Raw genomic sequence first — 18291 nt, forward strand, 5'->3', positions numbered from 1 at the left:
TTTATATTGGTTTTTATAATTTACTTATATTATATCTGAATCCGACATAAAATTTACGACCTTGTGTAGGCCCCCATACCATAGTCGCATCAAAATCAGAACCATAAGGGTTGTCTGCTGAGATGATTGGGTTCTTCTGCGTAAAATCAGTCAGATTCTCTCCTCCTAAATAAACACTCCAATTTCGGAAATATTTTGTAATCTGAGCATTCATTACAACAAATGATTTGAAGTTTTTGTTCCAAAGTGGATTTTCGGCATCAGGAGTAGGCATCCTGCCGCTACCGTTAAATTGAGTAGTGAAGTCGAACTGCCATTTTTTTAGAGGCGTTTCGTACGATGCTGTAACCAATGCTTTGTAACGGCTGGTAAGTGGCTTACGCATTTCCTTTCCATCATAATTGACACGCGAATCCATCCAGCGATAAGAAGCAAGCAGGTTGAATCCTCTGAATAGCGGGTACGAGGCTTCTACTTGTAATACATGCGCATTCGATTTACCGTTCAGGTTATAGATGTTAATAGCGTGAGGGTTTTCCATATCTACAATAACTTGTCTTGAAAAATCGGTGTAGAACCATTCGCCGGATAAGGTTAGCTCTTCATTATTCAACGGAATGTGGAATGTTGTACTTACACCATAATTCCATCCGCTTTCCTGCTTCAGGTTCTCGGCTATGTTAATCGCCCGGCTACTGGCAAGCATGTAGCTGTTTTCGGATAAGGCGAATACCGAACGGTATCCTTTTCCGGCAGATAACCTGACTTGTGCCCAAGGTGTAACATCATATTTTACATGTAGGCGGGGTGTAACAAACCAATCGTAAAGGGAACTGTGGTCGGCTCTCAATCCGGCAAGTACAGAAAGTTTATCATTCAGGTTGAAAGTATACTGTGCATAAGCACCTGTTACAGTCTCTTTATCGGGTTGGTTTCCCATCGTTAACTGGGGGATATCTATTGTCTCGGAATACTTATCCCAGTTATAGCTAAGGCCTGTACTCAATTTGTGCATAGGCGAAAAATCGCGTTCGTACATAAGCGATGCATACAAGTTGGTTTCATACAGGTTATATAAGCTCGAAGCATATTTCGATTTCTGATCGTGGTAGGATCCCGAAACGATAAGAGCTACACTCTCATTTCTCTCCGGATTCAATATATATCCGTTTTTAGAGAAAATCTCTCCGCGGTTAGTGTAATTTGTTATGCGGTAAGGGTCGTACATGTTATCGTTCTTCATCGTATGTGAAGTTTGTCCGCTGATCCGTTCGTCGTTGATAAACTTTATTCCAGACTGGGAGATAAACTTGTCGGTCTGATAGTGCCAGCGATTCATCAGGTTTATCTGATGTTTCTGGGGCATATCCAGAAAACCGTCTTTATTATCATCATGGCCTTTCTTCTCGTTCGAATAATGGGCAAATATACCTGTCGATAATTTATCATTTATCTTAATAGCTCCATCGGCATTGCCTTCTACTCTGCTGGCATCACTCATAAATAGATTGAGGCTCAAAGGATCGGCTGTTGTCGGTTTCTTATACTCTACATTAACCTGCCCAGATATTGATTCATAGCCGTTTTTTACCGAAGCGGCGCCTTTAGATATTTGGATACTCTCCATCCACGGGCCCGGAATATAATCCAACCCATATAGCTTTGCAGCACCTCTGAAATTAGGATAGTTCTCGGTCAGCATTTGTATATAGTTTCCTGATATACCCAGTAGCTGTATTTGCTTCGCTCCTGTAACCGCATCGCTGTATGATACGTCTACCGAAGGGTTTGTAGTGAAGCTCTCCGCCAGATTACAACAAGCCGCACGGGTAAGTTCTTTGGCCGATAGCTTTTCTGTATTTAAAAGTTCGGTACGCGATGATATTCGTCCTGCAACAGATTTTGTTACAACGACTTCGCCTAACTCGGTGTTTTCGGACAACGTGATTTTTTGTTCGCCCTTAAAATCATTTATATGGGTAACCTTTTCAGTAAAACCGATGTATGAAACGACCAGCATATGGTCTTTGTGAGGTGTGCCATTGATTTCGAAGTAACCATCTTCGTTGGATGTAACTCCGCTTTTGGCATTTTCCCAACGTACCTGAGCTCCAATAATAGGAGAATTGTCAGATGCATAAATATAGCCTTTTAGCTTTTCGGCATGCGCAGTCAGCGCAAATAAGAATAATAATAAAAATATAGTGGGTTTAAATGTTTTCATTGTGAACATTAATTTGATAAAACCTAGATACATAAATAATATCCTACACAAAAATATCGTGTAGAAAAACAGTTGAATCCGGGTTTAAATCAAATTATAAGAATTCGTATCAGGGATAAGTAATCCCGGGGTGGAATAGGTATATGTTCTTTAACATCAGGCTGTATGTGGTTTTCTGCAACTGATGATAAAAATGTAAATCCGTAATGCAAAGGTGTTGCCGACCATACAAGAAGACCAGATAGATCGGGCTTATATATAGCATTGTAAATATCTATCGATATACGCTCGATACTGCAAGAATTCTCAGAATGGCTGGGGCATTCACTGCTTTCCATGCCTTTAGAACTGCAACAAGAGTCTGCTTTAGGAGCGCTTTCCATATGGTGGCTGTTGCACTCATCGCCGGATGATGCGATAGACAAAACAGTATCGGTACAACCGGAACAACACAGGTTGACAATAGTAACTCCGGCTCCAACAAAGAAGATTGTTGCAGCCATAAACAGCACTACTATATGTTTTAATATCTGTTTCATCTAAATATCCAAGAATGCAAATATATATACGATCTGGTTATTGGCAAAATAAACGTTCATAAGAGATGTTATTTTTTTTGATATTTGGTAAATTAAATGCTAATGTAAGCCCTGTTTTTTAATAAAAAGATTAAATTTAACAGCTGAATGAAATAAAAGGAGCTGGTCCGGATAGTTTAAAATAAATTATTTTAACATTGTCCGGAAACTAAGGAATGCAAAAAATAACACAACCCACAATATAATTTTTTTGATATGAAGGTTTTTAATGAATATTTGAATCTGGCGGGGATTTCTACAATCAGGGAACTGTTTTTAGAAAAAGGAGAAGTGCATCAGTGTCAAAAAAATAATTACTTTATACGTCAGGGGCAGTATCAGAAAACAGCCGGCTTTATTAAGTCCGGAGGGTTTCGTTATCTGTGCTACTCGACAACCGGAAAAGAGCAAATTGTAGGGTATAGTTTTGAAAATGACTTTGTTGTTAATTACGGGGCTTTTCAGACACAGACTTTATCGGTTACCGATGCACAAGCCATTCGCAATAGCGTGGTTTATGTATTAACATTTGAAGAAATTCAGGATTTTTTTATAAATCAGGACACAACAAATCTGAGGGCAAGAGTGGCCGAGACGTTTCTTGCGGATATTTACAATAGAATGCTAAGCCTTTACTGCGACCAACCGGAAGAACGTTATCTGAAACTATTAGAACGCTATCCTCAGATTGTAAATGAGGTGTCCCTTAGGGAAATAGCTTCCTTTATCAAAATGACGCCCGAAACTTTAAGCCGGATTCGAAGAAAAATAGCATTATTTTGAAATGCTTGATTTAAATCAATGTTTTTTAAATTCTATGTTTCTATATTTGCTATTGTAAGAGTTAAATATTTATAGATAGAACAACGTTTAATAAACAAGTATTTTATCAATTCAATATCATATTTTACATAGTTTTTGTTAAAACAGAATGTAAAAAGCTATGTAACTGTATTAAAAATGCAGGATTTAGGTTGAGTTCGCAGAACTTACCTGATTATTTCGGGGTCTTTTAGCTGAGATCTGTGGTAGATATTTTAAATACTGAACACTTAAAAACAATATGAACAACTTAAATGAATCATTTTTCTTAATATATAAAGAATCATCAACAACACTCTATTCTGTTGAATAAACAGGCATTTCTTAACGCAATGTAGAATTATTACTACTTTGGATTTGAAGGCTACCCCAGTGGGGTGGCCTTCGCTGCTTTTGAGGGGAATCCCGAAGGCATGATGTGGCGGTGGTTATTTGTGAAGTGAATTTCCCCTAAGAAATAAATAACCGATTTATTGAGCCTATGATTTATTATAGGTGTCTTTTTCTTTTTTATTTTACCGGACTGAGCCCGATAGTGGCAGCTTTTTTTACCAGATATTGATAAGCAGCCTCGTATTCATTGGGTATGATTCCGTCTAGAATGGCGTCTTTGATCGAAGATTTCAGGCGTCCCACTTCAGCACCGGGTGCTAATCCGAATATATCCATAATTTCTTGCCCGTCTATCGGTGGCTGAAAGTTCCGTACATGGTCTTTTTCTTCGATGTCCTTCATCTTTTGACGGACAATCTGAAAGTTTTTCAAAAAACGGCGTACTTTGTCCTGATTTTTAGATGTGATGTCAGCTTCACAAAGTATCATCAGGTCTTCGATATTGTCTCCGGCTTCGAATAGTAACCTGCGGACAGCCGAGTCGGTCACTTCATCTTCGACTAAAGTAACAGGTCGCATATGTAACCCGACCAGTTTCTGAACGTATTTCATTTTTTCATTAAGAGGTAACTTCATCCGGCGGAATATCCCCGGAATCATTTTCTCCCCGATAAAATTGTGATTATGGAAAGTCCACCCCAGACGATTGTCCCACCGTTTGGTGGCAGGTTTAGCAATATCATGTAATATGGCAGCCCAACGCAACCAAAGGTTGTCGGTTTTGAGAGAGATGTTGTCCAGCACCGATAATGTATGGTAGAAGTTGTCTTTATGTCCTACACCATCTTTTGTTTCGGCACCTTTAAGGGCAACCAGTTCGGGGAAGATCAATTCGAGCAGGCCGGTTTTGTCCAGTAACAGGAAGCCTACGGAAGGTTTGGGAGAGAGTACTATCTTATTCAACTCGTCTATAATACGTTCTTTCGAGACTATTTCGATACGGTCTTTGTTGCGGCTGATTGCGTCGAAGGTTTCAGGTTCGATATCAAAACCCAGCTGGCTCGAAAAGCGTATTCCACGCATCATCCTCAATGGGTCGTCACTGAATGTAATATCGGGATCGAGTGGGGTGCGTATGATACAGTTTTCAAGATCTTCCAGTCCTCCGAATGGATCAAGCAGTTCGCCGTAGCGGTTTTTATTTAAACAGATGGCTAAAGCGTTGATGGTAAAATCGCGCCTGTTCTGATCGTCTTCCAGCGTTCCGTCTTCGACAAATGGCTTACGGGAGCCCCGTTCGTACGATTCGCGACGGGCACCAACAAATTCAACTTCGAGGTCTTTGTATTTGATCTGGGCTGTTCCAAAATTCTGGAACACCGATAGTTTTACGCCTTTGCCTATTTTATTGGCTACGGCTTTTGCCAGATCTATACCTTTGCCGACAGTAACTACATCGATGTCTTTCGATGGACGATATAAAAATATATCCCTTACATATCCACCTATTGCATAACATTCAAGATTCATCTCGTCGGCGGCAGAACTGATGATATCGAATATTTTACCCGAAAAATGTTTTTGTATTTTGTCTTCGTCTAAACGCATTATTTCTATTCTCTTAGGCTTACAACCTTAAATTCGCACAAAAATACAATAATCCGACTTAGAAAGCTGTAAAATAATGCTATTTTTGTGAAAACAGATTTTGTATGATGAAGAAATATATATACTTATTAGCGGTTATAGGAGCTTTTTTTACCCTGAATTCTTGTCAGGAGAAAAAAAATGAAGAAGCGATCAAATATCTGGATAGTATAAAGGCTTTGTATCAACAGAGCGCTTATCCTGAGGCTTTGAGCAGGATAGATAGTATACAGATACTATTTCCGAAAGCTTTTCCCGAGATAAAGGAAGGTCTGGCTCTTAAACAGGAAGTGCGTAAGGCGTATGATGCCCGGCAGATAGTTGATTGTGACTCATTGATGACTGTATACCAACCCCGGATAGATTCTGTGAAGAAACTCTTCGTTTATCAGAAAGATAAGGAGGATACAAAGGGTACTTTTATTCCTAAAGCAGTATCGGGTGGTGTTTTGACTGCCACCATGCTCCGTGCGGGAGTCGAGGAGGAAGGTCCTATGTATATCGAAAGTGTGTACCTCGGAGGGCAATTGCATAATGCTATCCAGGCAAAAATAAAGGATGGTAGCTTAGCCGAAACGAAGCCTATCGACGATGAGGGGTTGAATTTCAGATTCTCCCATATGGGAAAGCAATACGAAGTGATAAAAGCCACTAAGTTTCATGACAATGGATTGGCTGATTTTATCTTTAATAATGCATCGCAGCCTATCACTATTACTCTAAAGGGAAAAAATACTACTTCTTTTGCTTTGTCGAATGTCCAGAAGAAAGCGATAACCGACTCTTATAATTTGTCTAAATTATTGCTGTTGCAAGATAGCCTGATGTCGGCAAAAGACAAAGCCTCATTGAGGATTAAGTATGTGGATGAGCAAAAACAAAAAAACGAAACACTGAAACTGGAACAGCAAAAAGCGAAGTGAAATTATTCCAAAAGTTCTTTCACTAGGGTAACTTTATCGGTATCGGGTAACGTGCCGTCAATCCAGTGGATGTGAAGCCCCCGTTTTTCCATACCCCTGAACCATGTCATTTGCCGCTTGGCAAACTGGTGGATCGCAATTTCCAGTTGTGAGAACATTTCCTGATAACTCAATTCCTTGAGAATGTATTGGGTGACAAATTTGTATTCAAGCCCGTAATACAATAAGTCTTCGGGCGAAATTCCCCGATCGAGTAAAGCTTGTACTTCATCTATCATCCCTTCTTTAAGCCGGATTTTCAAACGGCTGGATATTCGCTGGCGTCTGATTTCACGGTCGATATCGACACCCAGAATGAGACTTTTGATAGGAGGGTATTCATTACTATCCGTTTCATTCTCTTTTTTATATTCTTCTATTTCTATTGCGCGGATCGCACGCTGCGCCGTGTCTACATCCGTGTTGTTGTGTAACGTTTTGTATGCGGCAAGTAATGCAGTGAGTTCCTCAAGGCTCTTGTTTTCGAGTTTTTTTCTGAGGTTTTTGTTTTCCGGTACATTTATCAGATTATAACCTTTCAAAACCGATTCTATATACAGACCCGATCCTCCGCAAAGTACCGGGAGTTTGCCTTCCGACCGGATGGCTGTGTATGCTTCGTGGAAATCGTGCTGATACTCGTATATATTGTATTTGTATCCGGCATCTTTGATGTCTATCAAATGGTACTTGATAGGAATTCCGTTTACGACATAGTCGCCCAGGTCTTTGCCTGTACCGATATCCATCCCTTTGTATACCTGTCGTGAGTCTCCACTGATTATCTCTGTGTCGAGAGTATAAGCCAACCGGCAGGCAAAGGATGTTTTACCTGATGCTGTCGGACCTATAATAGTTATTAAATCGTATTTGCTCATACTTATGCAAAGGTATCGATTTTTTGCAGTATAAATTTATCTATTAAAAAGAATCAGTAATTGAAAAAGGTTCTTTTGTTTTTTGCTATTTATTAACGCGCCTAAAGGTTTGTTCTTCATTTTACCTTGATGCAAAACGAAGCAAAAGATCAAGACTGCGCCTTCAAGCCCGACCCGTTACGTATTCGAAAGCGAAGACAAATTCTGATTGCGCACAGTAAATATTAAAAAGAATCTTTTTCAATTATTGATCTATATTACTAATAAACAGAGCAAACAGCTACTTGATATATTTAAAAATGAATAGGAAAAATAAAAATATTGAAAATGATGTGTATTCTGTCACTTTTGTCACTTTAGAGAGGTTAACTGTGCGATTTTCAGTGATGTAGCAAGGTGACAAAGGTGACACTTGGTTATACAGGCATGTTACGGAATTGTTACCTAGTGTCACTTTAATTTATAAGATTGATTTAATGATACTAATTGATGCAGATAGAAAAGATTTTCAATTATTTATTGTATCTTTGCACCCTCAAAATTTAGGTATGCAGAATATTAGAAATATTGCGATCATTGCGCACGTCGATCATGGTAAGACTACAACGGTAGACAAACTATTACTGGCCGGACAACTATTCCGTGAGAATCAGGAGGCCGGAGAATTAATTCTTGATAATAACGACCTGGAGCGGGAAAGAGGGATCACTATTCTTTCGAAAAACGTTTCGATCAATTATAAAGGAACTAAAATCAATATTATAGATACTCCGGGGCACGCCGATTTCGGAGGAGAAGTAGAACGTGTATTGAATATGGCCGATGGCTGTCTTTTGTTAGTGGATGCTTTCGAAGGGCCTATGCCACAAACACGCTTTGTGCTTCAAAAGGCTATCGAGATAGGTTTGAAGCCGATAGTTGTAATTAATAAGGTAGATAAGCCGAATTGCCGTCCGGAAGAAGTACATGAAATGGTATTCGACCTGATGTTTTCTCTTGATGCTACCGAAGAACAACTCGATTTTCCAACAATCTATGGTTCTGCTAAAAACGGATGGATGTCGACTGACTGGAAAACTCCTGCCACCGATTTTACAGCTCTGTTAGATGCAATTGTAGAGTATATACCTGCTCCTGAAATATTGGAGGGAACACCCCAGATGCTAATTACTTCACTCGACTTTTCGAAGTACGTAGGACGTATAGCTGTAGGCCGTGTACACAGAGGTGAACTGAGGGAAGGTATGGATGTGTCGCTTTGTAAACGTGACGGATCTATAGCCAAATCCAAGATAAAAGAGCTTCACGTATTTGAAGGCTTAGGAAGAGCTAAAGTACAATCGGTACAATGCGGCGATATTTGTGCATTGATTGGGATAGACGGTTTCGAAATCGGGGATACTATTGCCGATTCGTTAAACCCTGAACCTCTTGACCCGATTGATATTGATGAACCGACTATGTCGATGTTGTTCACAATCAATAACTCGCCATTCTTCGGTAAGGAAGGAAAGTTTGTTACTTCTCGCCATATTTATGACCGCTTAGTAAAGGAACTGGATAAGAACCTTGCTCTTAGGGTCGAAACGACTGAGAGTGCCGACTCATGGATCGTTTACGGACGTGGTATTCTTCACTTGTCGGTACTGATCGAGACTATGCGTCGCGAAGGGTATGAGTTGCAGGTAGGGCAACCGAAGGTAATCATCAAAGAGATAGATGGTGTGAAATGCGAGCCTATCGAGCAGTTGTCTATCAATCTTCCTGATGAATATGCGAGTAAGATTATCGACCTTGTGACACGCCGGAAAGGGGAGCTTGTAATGATGGAATCTAAGAATGAACGTACATTCCTTGAATTCAATATTCCGTCGAGAGGTATCATCGGTATCAATAATGCAGCATTGACATTATCGGCCGGTGAAGCTATTATATCTCACCGTTTTATTGAATTCCAACCATGGAAAGGTGATATTGACAAGCGTCAGAACGGTTCTATTATAGCAAGTGAGTCGGGTAACGCATTTGCATATGCAATAGATAAGCTTCAGGACAGAGGGCGTTTCTTTGTAGAGCCTCAGACCGATATATATATGGGACAGATTGTAGGAGAACATTCGAAAGAAGGTGACCTTGTAGTAAATCTTACCAAATCCAAGAAGTTGACAAACGTTCGTGCTTCGGGTACGGATGATAAGGCTTCTTTAGCGCCTGCTGTTATATTCAGTCTCGAAGAGGCTTTGGAGTATATCAAAGAAGACGAATATGTTGAGGTTACACCCGGTGCTATCCGTCTGCGTAAGATATATCTGGACGAGAATGACCGTAAGCGTTTCGCTAAGAAGTAATCTTAATCTCTATATAAAGTTAAAGGCTGTTCTGAAGAGAACAGCCTTTAATATTTAAAGCCAGAATGGTAGCGGGCGATTAACCTACACTACCTTCCAGACTAATCTGTAATAACTTCTGAGCTTCTACTGCAAATTCCATAGGGAGCTTTTGCATCACCTCTTTAGCATATCCGTTTACAATCAGCCCTACGGCATCTTCGGTAGATATACCACGCTGGTTACAATAGAATACCTGATCTTCGCTGATCTTTGAAGTGGTAGCTTCGTGTTCGATGATAGCAGTTTCGTTACCTATATCTGAATAAGGAAAAGTATGTGCGCCGCATTTATCACCCAACAATAAGCTGTCGCATTGCGAGTGGTTACGGGCGTTCTCCGCTTTAGGGGAAACCTTAACCAATCCACGATAAGAGTTCTGGCTGAATCCGGCCGATATACCTTTCGATACGATACGGCTTCTGGTATTCTTACCTAAATGTATCATTTTGGTACCGGTATCTGCTTGCTGGTAGTTATTGGTTACTGCAACAGAGTAGAATTCACCCACGGAGTTGTCTCCTGCGAGAATACACGAAGGGTATTTCCATGTAATAGCAGAGCCGGTCTCAACCTGAGTCCATGATATTTTAGAGCCATTACCTTTACATAATCCACGTTTAGTAACGAAGTTATAGATACCTCCTTTTCCGGTCTTGTCTCCCGGGTACCAGTTTTGTACAGTCGAGTATTTCACTTCTGCACGGTCTAAAGCAACTATCTCAACTATTGCAGCATGCAACTGGTTCTCGTCGCGCATAGGTGCTGTACATCCTTCGAGATAGCTTACATACGAATCGTCGTCGGCAACAAGCAGTGTCCGTTCGAACTGTCCTGTGTTAGCGGCATTGATACGGAAGTATGTCGAAAGTTCCATCGGGCATCTCACTCCTTTCGGTATATAGGCGAACGAACCGTCGCTGAATACAGCCGAGTTAAGTGCCCCGAAGTAGTTATCCCTGTATGGAACAACTGAGCCCAAGTACTTGCGTACTAATTCGGGATGTTCTTGTACGGCTTCACTGAATGAGCAGAATATGATGCCTTTTTCAGCTAATGTTTCTTTAAAAGTTGTCTTTACGGAAACACTATCCACAACTGCATCAACAGCCATACCTACTAACTGTTTTTGTTCCTGTAAAGGAATACCCAGTTTGTCGAACGTCTTTAGTAGTTCGGGGTCAACCTCGTCGAGGCTTTCAGGTGCTATCTTTTGTTTGGGGGCTGAGTAATATATCACATCCTGATAGTCAATTTCCGGAATGTCAAGGTGTGCCCATTCCGGCATCTTCATTGTCAGCCAATGTCTGTAAGCATTTAGTCTGAATTCGAGAAGCCATTCCGGTTCATTCTTCTTCGATGAGATTAGTCTGATAACGTCTTCGTTCAGACCTTTACCAATCGATTCAGCCTCTATTTCGGTAACGAATCCGTATTTGTATTCACCGGACGTTACTTCATCTAAAATTTTATCTTGATCTTCTTGCATTTATCTGTAAACTTTATAGTACTGGAAATATTTGAGTGCAAATATAAATAAACCTTATAACTTAAGCCAATCAATAAATCTTATAGCTGTTAGTTATCGCTTATTTCTTTTACAAAGATAACCTTAAAAAATAGTTGGGTCTTAAATATTACACAATTATTTTGCTCTGTTCTCACTTGGTTTTTACTAATTATCAATAAAAACTATATTCTCGGAGCTGCACATTAAAACAAAGAGAGTCTTCTATTTGTTCACCTATAGAGTTTTTACCAAAAAAGAGAAGAAGTAAGGGAAAAGTCATCTACTTCTCTTTATTTTGGCTGTTTTTTATAATTAAAATAGAAATAATGCTGTAAAAGAGCATTATATTTTGTTTCTTTGCACCAATTTAGGGCGTATTGTGTAGAATCGGTTTTTACTAATACATTTAACTAAAAAGAAGAGTATTTAAAGATGTCACAAAATAGACAATATCGATCATCATCTTTGTTTGGATCGGGCGTTACTACCACCGTCAGTATCACTTTGGTACTGTTCTTATTAGGCCTCACCATATTTGTAGCAGTGATGGGACGTGAGATATCTTCTTTTATTAAAGAGAATTTAAGCATTACAATAGAATTGTCGGCCGGAACATCGGAAGATGCAGCTGCAAAACTACAAAAAGAACTAAGTGATAGCCCGTATGTAAGAACGGTGACATTCATCAGCAAAGAACAAATAAAGCAGGATTTGGTAGAAGAATTAGGAGGCGATCCGGAAGAAATATTTGGCTATACTCCTGCTTCGAACTATTTCGATGTAAACCTGAAAGCTGAATATGCAAATGTTGATAGTATCAAAGTTGTCGAAAAATCTCTAAAAGGTCAGAAGATTGTCAAAAGTTTCCTTTATAGTGAGGATACTATGAATATGATCAATTCTAATCTTTCAAAGATAGGTACCAGTTTGCTCTTTTTGGCTTTGATACTAATGATCATATCATTTACCCTGATCCGGAATACTATACGGTTGAATATTTATGCGAAGAGATTCCTTATCAATACTATGCAATTGGTCGGAGCTACAGACGGATTCATCCGGCGTCCGTTTATCCTCAAGACAATCGGATATGGTGTTATAGCCGCCATAATAGCTAATATTGCAATAACCGCACTAATTTACAGCCTGACAAAGGAATTCCCCGAGATAATAAGCATTGTCTCTGTCGAATATCTCGTAATCTTATATATAATTGTGTTATTACTTGGTATTTTGCTTCCGGGAATAGCTACGGCGTCTGCTGTAAACAGATACTTACGAATGAATACTAATAATCTTTATCATATCTAACATTCATGGACAAGAAAGATTTTGCATTAGGAAAAATAAACTACATTATTTGTGGCGCGGCATTTTTGCTCGTAATAATAGGCTTCTTTCTAATGACCGGGCCGGCTACCACTATCGAAGGTGGATTTGAGGCGGACATATTTAGTACTCGGCGCATTGTTGTTGCGCCAATGACTTGCTTTGTCGGGTTCTTATTGATGATAGTAGGAATATTGTATAAGGCAAAAAGTTCAGACGAGACGTCTGTTAAGTGATAAACGCACTCTTTGTTTAGTAAAATAACACTTCGTTAAAACATATACACACATATTATAAGAATGGATATATTAGAGACGATTATTATCGCCATTGTTGAAGGTTTGACCGAGTTTTTACCCGTGTCATCAACCGGTCATATGATTATAGCACAACATCTGTTAGGTGTTGAGAGTACCGATTTTGTAAAAGCTTTTACTGTTATAATACAGTTTGGTGCCATATTGTCAGTTATTGTATTGTATTGGAAGCGCTTTTTTCAATCGTGGACTTTTTACCTCAAGCTATTAGCCGGATTTATTCCAGCTGCTGTACTAGGACTGTTGTTCAGTGATAAAATAGATGACCTGCTGGAGAGTATAACAGTAGTATCCATTATGCTTGTGCTGGGAGGTATTCTGATGCTGTTCGTTGATAAGTGGTTTAACTCGCCCAATGCCAAAGAAGAAGTTACTTATAAGAATGCTTTTGTTATTGGTTTCTTCCAATGTATAGCAATGATTCCCGGAGTGTCCCGTTCAATGTCTACAATTGTCGGTGGTATGACACAAGGATTGAGTAGAAGGGCAGCCGCCGAATTTTCGTTTTTCCTGGCAGTACCGACAATGGCTGCTGCTACCGGATATAAACTATTGAAATTGATTCTTGAGCCTGAAGGATTGACTATATTGCAAGATAATGCTATGACGCTTGTTATAGGAAATATTGTTGCTTTTATAGTTGCAATGCTGGCAATCAAATTCTTTATAGAATACGTGTCTAAATACGGCTTCAAGTTGTTCGGCTGGTATAGAATTATTGTCGGAGGTATATTATTAGCTTTGCTTTTCTCAGGGAAAATGGAAGTCGATACTAAGATTGATAAATATATACTAGGATACGTTCATAATACATCTGTCGAAGACGAGAATCAAAATTGAGTTGCATGGATTTTATTTCGGGGGAAATATTATACGTAGATAAACCCCTACATTGGACATCTTTCGATTTGGTACGGAAATTGCGGTATAAGCTTTGCCGTGGACTGAAAGTGAAAAAACTGAAAGTTGGTCATGCCGGAACATTAGATCCTTTGGCTACAGGTGTAATGATTATTTGTACGGGCAGGAAAACCAAACAGATAGAAAGCTTTCAGCTTCAGACGAAAGAATATATTGCGACGATCCGTCTGGGAGCAACAACTCCGTCTTTTGATCTTGAAACAGATATAGATTTTACATATCCGACCGATCATATATCAGAGGAGCTGGTAAAAGAAACATTAAACTCTTTTATCGGGCGGATAGAGCAGGTTCCACCGGCGTATTCGGCTTGTAAGGTAAATGGAGAAAGGGCTTATAATCTGGCTCGTAACGGAGAAGATGTCGAACTAAAGCCTAAAATACTTGTTATAGACGAGATAGAGCTGTTGGAGTACGACCCTCAATCGATAAAGATAAGAGTCGTATGCAGCAAAGGTACTTATATAAGGGCATTGGCTCGCGATATCGGTACGGCGCTGAATTCGGGAGGACATCTGACCGGGCTGATTCGTACAAGGGTGGGTGATATAACCCTCGATCAGTGTTTGAGTGTGGAAGATTTGGATAACCTTATCCCGGCATCTCAAGTTAATAATGAAAAAGAGTGAATAATATAATATAGTTAAAACATGAAACTGTCTCAATTTAGATTCGATTTTCCGGAAGAACTAATTGCTACTCATCCTGCAAAAAACAGGGATGAGGCTCGTCTTTTGGTTTATAACCGAAAAACCGATAAAGTAGAACATAAGCAGTTCAAAGATATCTTGGAATACTTCAATGATAAGGATGTATTCGTATTTAATGATACCAAAGTATTCCCTGCCCGCCTTTATGGAAATAAAGAAAAGACAGGAGCGAAGATAGAGGTCTTTTTGCTTCGCGAACTGAATGAAGAATTCCATCTATGGGATGTGCTTGTTGACCCTGCCCGGAAAATCCGTATAGGTAATAAGCTATATTTCGGCGATGATGACTCTATGGTAGCTGAGGTGATTGATAATACTACTTCAAGAGGGCGTACATTGCGCTTCTTGTATGATGGGCCCGCTGAAGAGTTCAAAACAGCTTTGTATGCATTAGGAGAAACCCCGATTCCCCGATATTTGGGTAGAGAAGAAGAAGCAGATGATAAAACAAGATATCAAACAATATTCGCAAAGAACGAAGGTGCGGTTGTAGCTCCTGCAGCAGGCCTACACTTTAGTCGCGAATTGATGAAAAGGATGGAAATCAAAGGTATTGATTTCGCCTATATCACGCTGCACTCAGGTTTGGGTAATTACAGAGAGATCGATGTTGAGGATCTGACTAAACATAAAATGGACTCGGAGCAGATGGAAATTACCGAAGAGGCTGCTAATATAGTGAATCAGGCAAAAGCCCGTGGCTCTAAGATATGTGCGGTTGGAACATCTGTAATGAGAAGTATCGAAACAATTGTAAGTACAGATAATCAATTAAAATCAAGTAAGGGGTGGACTAATAAATTTATCTTCCCTCCTTATGAATTTAATATAGCAGACTCGATGGTAACAAATTTACATTTACCACAGTCAACCTTATTGATGATGACCGCTGCTTTTGGAGGATATGACCGTGTGATGGAACTTTACGAGGAGGCTGTAAAGGAAAAATATAAATTCGGAACATATGGCGATGCCATGTTGATTTTGTAAATTTCTACATAAGATAAAAAGAAGCGGGGTTGTGAAATAATATTCACAACCCCGCTTCTTTTATTTTGATTAAGGATTACGCTTCTTAATATGAGTCGAACATATCATCGATACCTCCATTTCCCATCGAATTTTGAATGCTATTTGCGTCCATTAAGGTCTCGTCTATGGACGAACCTGCGCAAGGGCTGAGATTACTTGGGCTTTTAGCGAACTGTTCTTCGGCGCTATACCCTAGTCTGGGATCGGCGTATATTTTCTGCATGAACAGCCCATATATAGGCAGGGCCATACTTGCTCCTTGTCCCTGTGCCGTTCCGTCGAAGTGTATTGACCTGTCTTCGCCACCAACCCATGTTGCTGTAACTAAACTGGGGGTGAATCCCATAAACCAACCGTCAGAGTTATTTTGCGTTGTTCCGGTCTTGCCACCCATAGGTGCTTTCAATCCGTACTTGTATCTGATACGGCTACCGGTACCACCATCCATTACAGCCCGTAGCATGTCGAGCATTTTTACAGCAGTAAGTTCATTAAATACTTCCTGCATACGTGAATCGAATGTCGCTATTGTGTTTCCGTAAGCATCTTCTATACGTGTTACATATAACGGGTTTACCCTGATGCCGTTGTTTGCAAAAGCAGTATAGGCTCCGGCCATTTCACTAACAGATACATCGGGAGTACCCAGCGAAAGAGCCAATACAGGGTCGATCTTACCTGTAATGCCAAAAGTATGGAGCATTCTTACTAAAGCATATGGCGTTGTTCTGCTCATCATATAAGCAGTAACTATATTGTCAGAATTTTGCAGTCCCCATTTGACAGAAACCATTTGACCTAACATACTTGTTCGGGCTCCTCTGGGGCTCCATGGTTTACCCGATTCGGTAATGTACGCCCTTTGCTCGTATAAGAGCTGATCGCAGGGAGTCATCCCTTCCTGCATACATAGTGAGTAAAGAAAAGGTTTCACGGTAGAACCTACCTGACGGCGTCCAATATTGACCATGTCGTATTGGAAATATTTGAAATCTATCCCTCCTACATAGGCTTTGACTTGTCCGTTGTGTGCATCCATAGCCATAAATCCGGTTCTTAAAAACGATTTGTGGTAGCGGATCGAGTCCCAGGGAGTCATAGTCGTATCTATTTCTCCGCCCCATGAGAAGACTTTCATATCCACAGGCTTTTTGAATATCGCAAGTATCTCCGATTCGCTTTTCCCGTCTTTTTTCAGACTGCGATATCTATCGGTGACCTTCATTGCTTTATATATAAGGGAATCAACTTGCTTAGATACAGAAGAAGAGAATGGTGCATACGACCGGCCTTTTTTCTCTTTGTTGAACAATGGCTGTAACTCTTTACTGAAATGTTCCCTGACAGCCTCTTCCGCATAGGTCTGCATACGTGAATCGACAGTTGTGTAGATTTTTAAACCATCGGTGTATAAACTGTAGGGCTTACCGTCTGATTTAGTATTCTTGTTACACCATCCATATAGAGGGTCGTTCTCCCAAGTAGTAGAGTCTACTGCATATTGTTCCATTTGCCAACTGGCATAGTTACTTTTGTCTGGTTTTTTTGCTGTCATAACCTTCCTTAGGTACTCTCTAAAGTATGGAGCTAAACCGTCCTTATGATCAACTCTTACGTAGTCAAGTGTAAGGGGCAGTTGAGTCAACGAGTCTAATTGGGCCTTGGTTATGTAGTTGGCTTTATACATCTGTTCCAATACGACATTTCTACGGCCTCTGGTTGCTTCAGGCCTTCTTTTCGGATTGAATACCGATGGATTTTTACACATACCTATCAGTGTTGCAGCTTCCTCGATAGTCAACTCACTGGGTAGTTTATTGAAATATACCTTCGATGCAGTCTGGATACCTACTGCATTATTTAAAAAGTCAAACTTGTTGAGATATAAATTTATGATTTCTTCTTTAGTATAGTATCTTTCCAGTTGAACTGCAATAACCCATTCAATAGGTTTTTGCAGAATACGGTCAAGAAAACTCTCTGCAGGAGGGGAGTATAACTGCTTTGCTAATTGTTGTGAGATTGTACTACCGCCGCCGCCACTTTCTTGCTGAAAGATCACACGTTTAACAACAGCACGGGATACAGCATAAAAGTCTATTCCCGAGTGGCCGTAAAAACGGGCATCTTCCGTAGCTATCAATGCCTGAACCAAGTAAGGTGATAGTTGGTCATAATTAGAATATATGCGGTTCTCCTTACTTTGAGAGTAAGTCCCCAGTAATTCGTTGTCGCTGGAATAAACCTGTGAGGCATATTTATCTATCGGATTTTCTAAATCTTCGATAGGTGGCATATATCCGATTATGCCTGTAGCAATAAGGCCAAATGTTAAGCCTGTTATCCCAATGATGGCAGCAAATACAACCCAAAGAAATTTAACTATTTTCTTAGACTTGGGGTTGGTATTATTCTTACTACCTTCTTTTTTCTTTCCTTTGCTCATATGAATTAAAAAAGCATGAATAAAAATACAGCTTGTTAGTGATTGCTGTTATTCAACTTGCGAAATTAATCAAAAACGCTCAAATATCGAGTATCATCTATTTAGTTTTATAAAAGCTTAAGAAAGAGATGATCTGTGGTATCTGTCTTTGGTGTGTTTTTCAGGTGATTAGAGGTGTGTTTATTTCTGTCGGGC

The 18291-nt window shown here is 39.8% G+C and carries 14 protein-coding genes; 8 read left to right on the forward strand and 6 right to left on the reverse strand.

Annotated elements, in window-relative coordinates; genetic code table 11:
* Nucleotides 1–13 precede the first annotated feature (13 nt).
* Both BUC12_RS02130 and BUC12_RS02135 read right to left on the reverse strand, forming a co-directional pair.
* Complete coding sequence (locus BUC12_RS02130; RefSeq protein ID WP_062175520.1) at nucleotides 14–2224, reverse strand: TonB-dependent receptor; 2211 nt, start codon at nucleotides 2222–2224, stop codon at nucleotides 14–16.
* A gap of 89 nt (nucleotides 2225–2313) precedes the next feature.
* Nucleotides 2314–2763: a hypothetical protein gene (locus tag BUC12_RS02135; protein WP_062175521.1), complete on the reverse strand. Its 450-nt coding sequence runs from the start codon at nucleotides 2761–2763 to the stop codon at nucleotides 2314–2316.
* A gap of 255 nt (nucleotides 2764–3018) precedes the next feature.
* On the opposite strand from BUC12_RS02135, the gene BUC12_RS02140 reads away from it, so the two are divergent.
* The gene (locus tag BUC12_RS02140; protein ID WP_062175522.1) at nucleotides 3019–3585 is read left to right on the forward strand and encodes a Crp/Fnr family transcriptional regulator; all 567 of its coding nucleotides are present in this window, start codon (nucleotides 3019–3021) and stop codon (nucleotides 3583–3585) included.
* A 549-nt stretch (nucleotides 3586–4134) separates the two neighbouring features.
* On the opposite strand, the gene BUC12_RS02145 is transcribed toward BUC12_RS02140, so the two are convergent.
* Nucleotides 4135–5565, reverse strand: coding sequence for a CCA tRNA nucleotidyltransferase (locus tag BUC12_RS02145; protein WP_062175523.1), 1431 nt, complete (start codon nucleotides 5563–5565; stop codon nucleotides 4135–4137).
* A gap of 104 nt (nucleotides 5566–5669) precedes the next feature.
* On the opposite strand from BUC12_RS02145, the gene BUC12_RS02150 reads away from it, so the two are divergent.
* Entirely contained in the window at nucleotides 5670–6527 is an 858-nt protein-coding gene (locus BUC12_RS02150) for a hypothetical protein (RefSeq protein ID WP_062175524.1), read from the forward strand.
* 2 nt (nucleotides 6528–6529) lie between these two features.
* Here BUC12_RS02150 and miaA read toward each other — a convergent pair whose 3' ends face one another.
* Nucleotides 6530–7444 (reverse strand): tRNA (adenosine(37)-N6)-dimethylallyltransferase MiaA, encoded by a 915-nt coding sequence (miaA, locus tag BUC12_RS02155; RefSeq protein ID WP_062175525.1) that lies wholly within the window; start codon nucleotides 7442–7444, stop codon nucleotides 6530–6532.
* Nucleotides 7445–7992: 548 nt separating this feature from the next.
* Here miaA and typA point away from each other — a divergent pair.
* Nucleotides 7993–9792 carry a translational GTPase TypA gene (gene typA / locus BUC12_RS02160; RefSeq protein WP_062175853.1) on the forward strand — a complete coding sequence of 600 codons (1800 nt, stop codon included), beginning with the start codon at nucleotides 7993–7995 and terminating at the stop codon, nucleotides 9790–9792.
* Nucleotides 9793–9871: 79 nt separating this feature from the next.
* On the opposite strand, the gene sufB is transcribed toward typA, so the two are convergent.
* On the reverse strand, nucleotides 9872–11320 hold the full coding sequence (gene sufB, locus BUC12_RS02165; protein ID WP_062175526.1) for a Fe-S cluster assembly protein SufB: 1449 nt from the start codon (nucleotides 11318–11320) through the stop codon (nucleotides 9872–9874).
* A 453-nt stretch (nucleotides 11321–11773) separates the two neighbouring features.
* On the opposite strand from sufB, the gene BUC12_RS02170 reads away from it, so the two are divergent.
* The 5 genes from BUC12_RS02170 to queA all read left to right on the forward strand — a co-directional run bounded on the left by BUC12_RS02170 (nucleotide 11774) and on the right by queA (nucleotide 15608).
* A complete protein-coding gene (locus BUC12_RS02170) occupies nucleotides 11774–12652 on the forward strand; it encodes a cell division protein FtsX (RefSeq protein ID WP_062175527.1) in 879 nt (292 codons plus the stop codon).
* A 5-nt stretch (nucleotides 12653–12657) separates the two neighbouring features.
* Complete coding sequence (locus BUC12_RS02175) at nucleotides 12658–12906, forward strand: DUF3098 domain-containing protein (RefSeq protein WP_062175528.1); 249 nt, start codon at nucleotides 12658–12660, stop codon at nucleotides 12904–12906.
* 63 nt (nucleotides 12907–12969) lie between these two features.
* On the forward strand, nucleotides 12970–13827 hold the full coding sequence (locus BUC12_RS02180; protein WP_082141848.1) for an undecaprenyl-diphosphate phosphatase: 858 nt from the start codon (nucleotides 12970–12972) through the stop codon (nucleotides 13825–13827).
* Nucleotides 13828–13832: 5 nt separating this feature from the next.
* Nucleotides 13833–14537 carry a tRNA pseudouridine(55) synthase TruB gene (gene truB / locus BUC12_RS02185; protein ID WP_062175529.1) on the forward strand — a complete coding sequence of 235 codons (705 nt, stop codon included), beginning with the start codon at nucleotides 13833–13835 and terminating at the stop codon, nucleotides 14535–14537.
* 21 nt (nucleotides 14538–14558) lie between these two features.
* A complete protein-coding gene (queA, locus tag BUC12_RS02190; protein WP_062175530.1) occupies nucleotides 14559–15608 on the forward strand; it encodes a tRNA preQ1(34) S-adenosylmethionine ribosyltransferase-isomerase QueA in 1050 nt (349 codons plus the stop codon).
* A gap of 85 nt (nucleotides 15609–15693) precedes the next feature.
* On the opposite strand, the gene BUC12_RS02195 is transcribed toward queA, so the two are convergent.
* On the reverse strand, nucleotides 15694–18096 hold the full coding sequence (locus BUC12_RS02195) for a transglycosylase domain-containing protein (RefSeq protein ID WP_062175531.1): 2403 nt from the start codon (nucleotides 18094–18096) through the stop codon (nucleotides 15694–15696).
* Nucleotides 18097–18291: the final 195 nt, after the last annotated feature.

The organism is Indolivaga macrotermitis (assembly GCF_900128985.1).
Lineage (GTDB): Bacteria > Bacteroidota > Bacteroidia > Bacteroidales > Dysgonomonadaceae > Dysgonomonas_A > Dysgonomonas_A macrotermitis.

Excerpts from the sequence above, each read along its gene's own strand:
- BUC12_RS02130 (WP_062175520.1), bottom strand. The coding sequence starts at position 2,224 with ATGAAAACATTTAAACCCACTATATTTTTATTATTATTCTTATTTGCG.
- BUC12_RS02135 (WP_062175521.1), bottom strand. The coding sequence starts at position 2,763 with ATGAAACAGATATTAAAACATATAGTAGTGCTGTTTATGGCTGCAACA.
- BUC12_RS02140 (WP_062175522.1), top strand. The coding sequence starts at position 3,019 with ATGAAGGTTTTTAATGAATATTTGAATCTGGCGGGGATTTCTACAATC.
- BUC12_RS02145 (WP_062175523.1), bottom strand. The coding sequence starts at position 5,565 with ATGCGTTTAGACGAAGACAAAATACAAAAACATTTTTCGGGTAAAATA.
- BUC12_RS02150 (WP_062175524.1), top strand. The coding sequence starts at position 5,670 with ATGATGAAGAAATATATATACTTATTAGCGGTTATAGGAGCTTTTTTT.
- miaA (WP_062175525.1), bottom strand. The coding sequence starts at position 7,444 with ATGAGCAAATACGATTTAATAACTATTATAGGTCCGACAGCATCAGGT.
- typA (WP_062175853.1), top strand. The coding sequence starts at position 7,993 with ATGCAGAATATTAGAAATATTGCGATCATTGCGCACGTCGATCATGGT.
- sufB (WP_062175526.1), bottom strand. The coding sequence starts at position 11,320 with ATGCAAGAAGATCAAGATAAAATTTTAGATGAAGTAACGTCCGGTGAA.
- BUC12_RS02170 (WP_062175527.1), top strand. The coding sequence starts at position 11,774 with ATGTCACAAAATAGACAATATCGATCATCATCTTTGTTTGGATCGGGC.
- BUC12_RS02175 (WP_062175528.1), top strand. The coding sequence starts at position 12,658 with ATGGACAAGAAAGATTTTGCATTAGGAAAAATAAACTACATTATTTGT.
- BUC12_RS02180 (WP_082141848.1), top strand. The coding sequence starts at position 12,970 with ATGGATATATTAGAGACGATTATTATCGCCATTGTTGAAGGTTTGACC.
- truB (WP_062175529.1), top strand. The coding sequence starts at position 13,833 with ATGGATTTTATTTCGGGGGAAATATTATACGTAGATAAACCCCTACAT.
- queA (WP_062175530.1), top strand. The coding sequence starts at position 14,559 with ATGAAACTGTCTCAATTTAGATTCGATTTTCCGGAAGAACTAATTGCT.
- BUC12_RS02195 (WP_062175531.1), bottom strand. The coding sequence starts at position 18,096 with ATGAGCAAAGGAAAGAAAAAAGAAGGTAGTAAGAATAATACCAACCCC.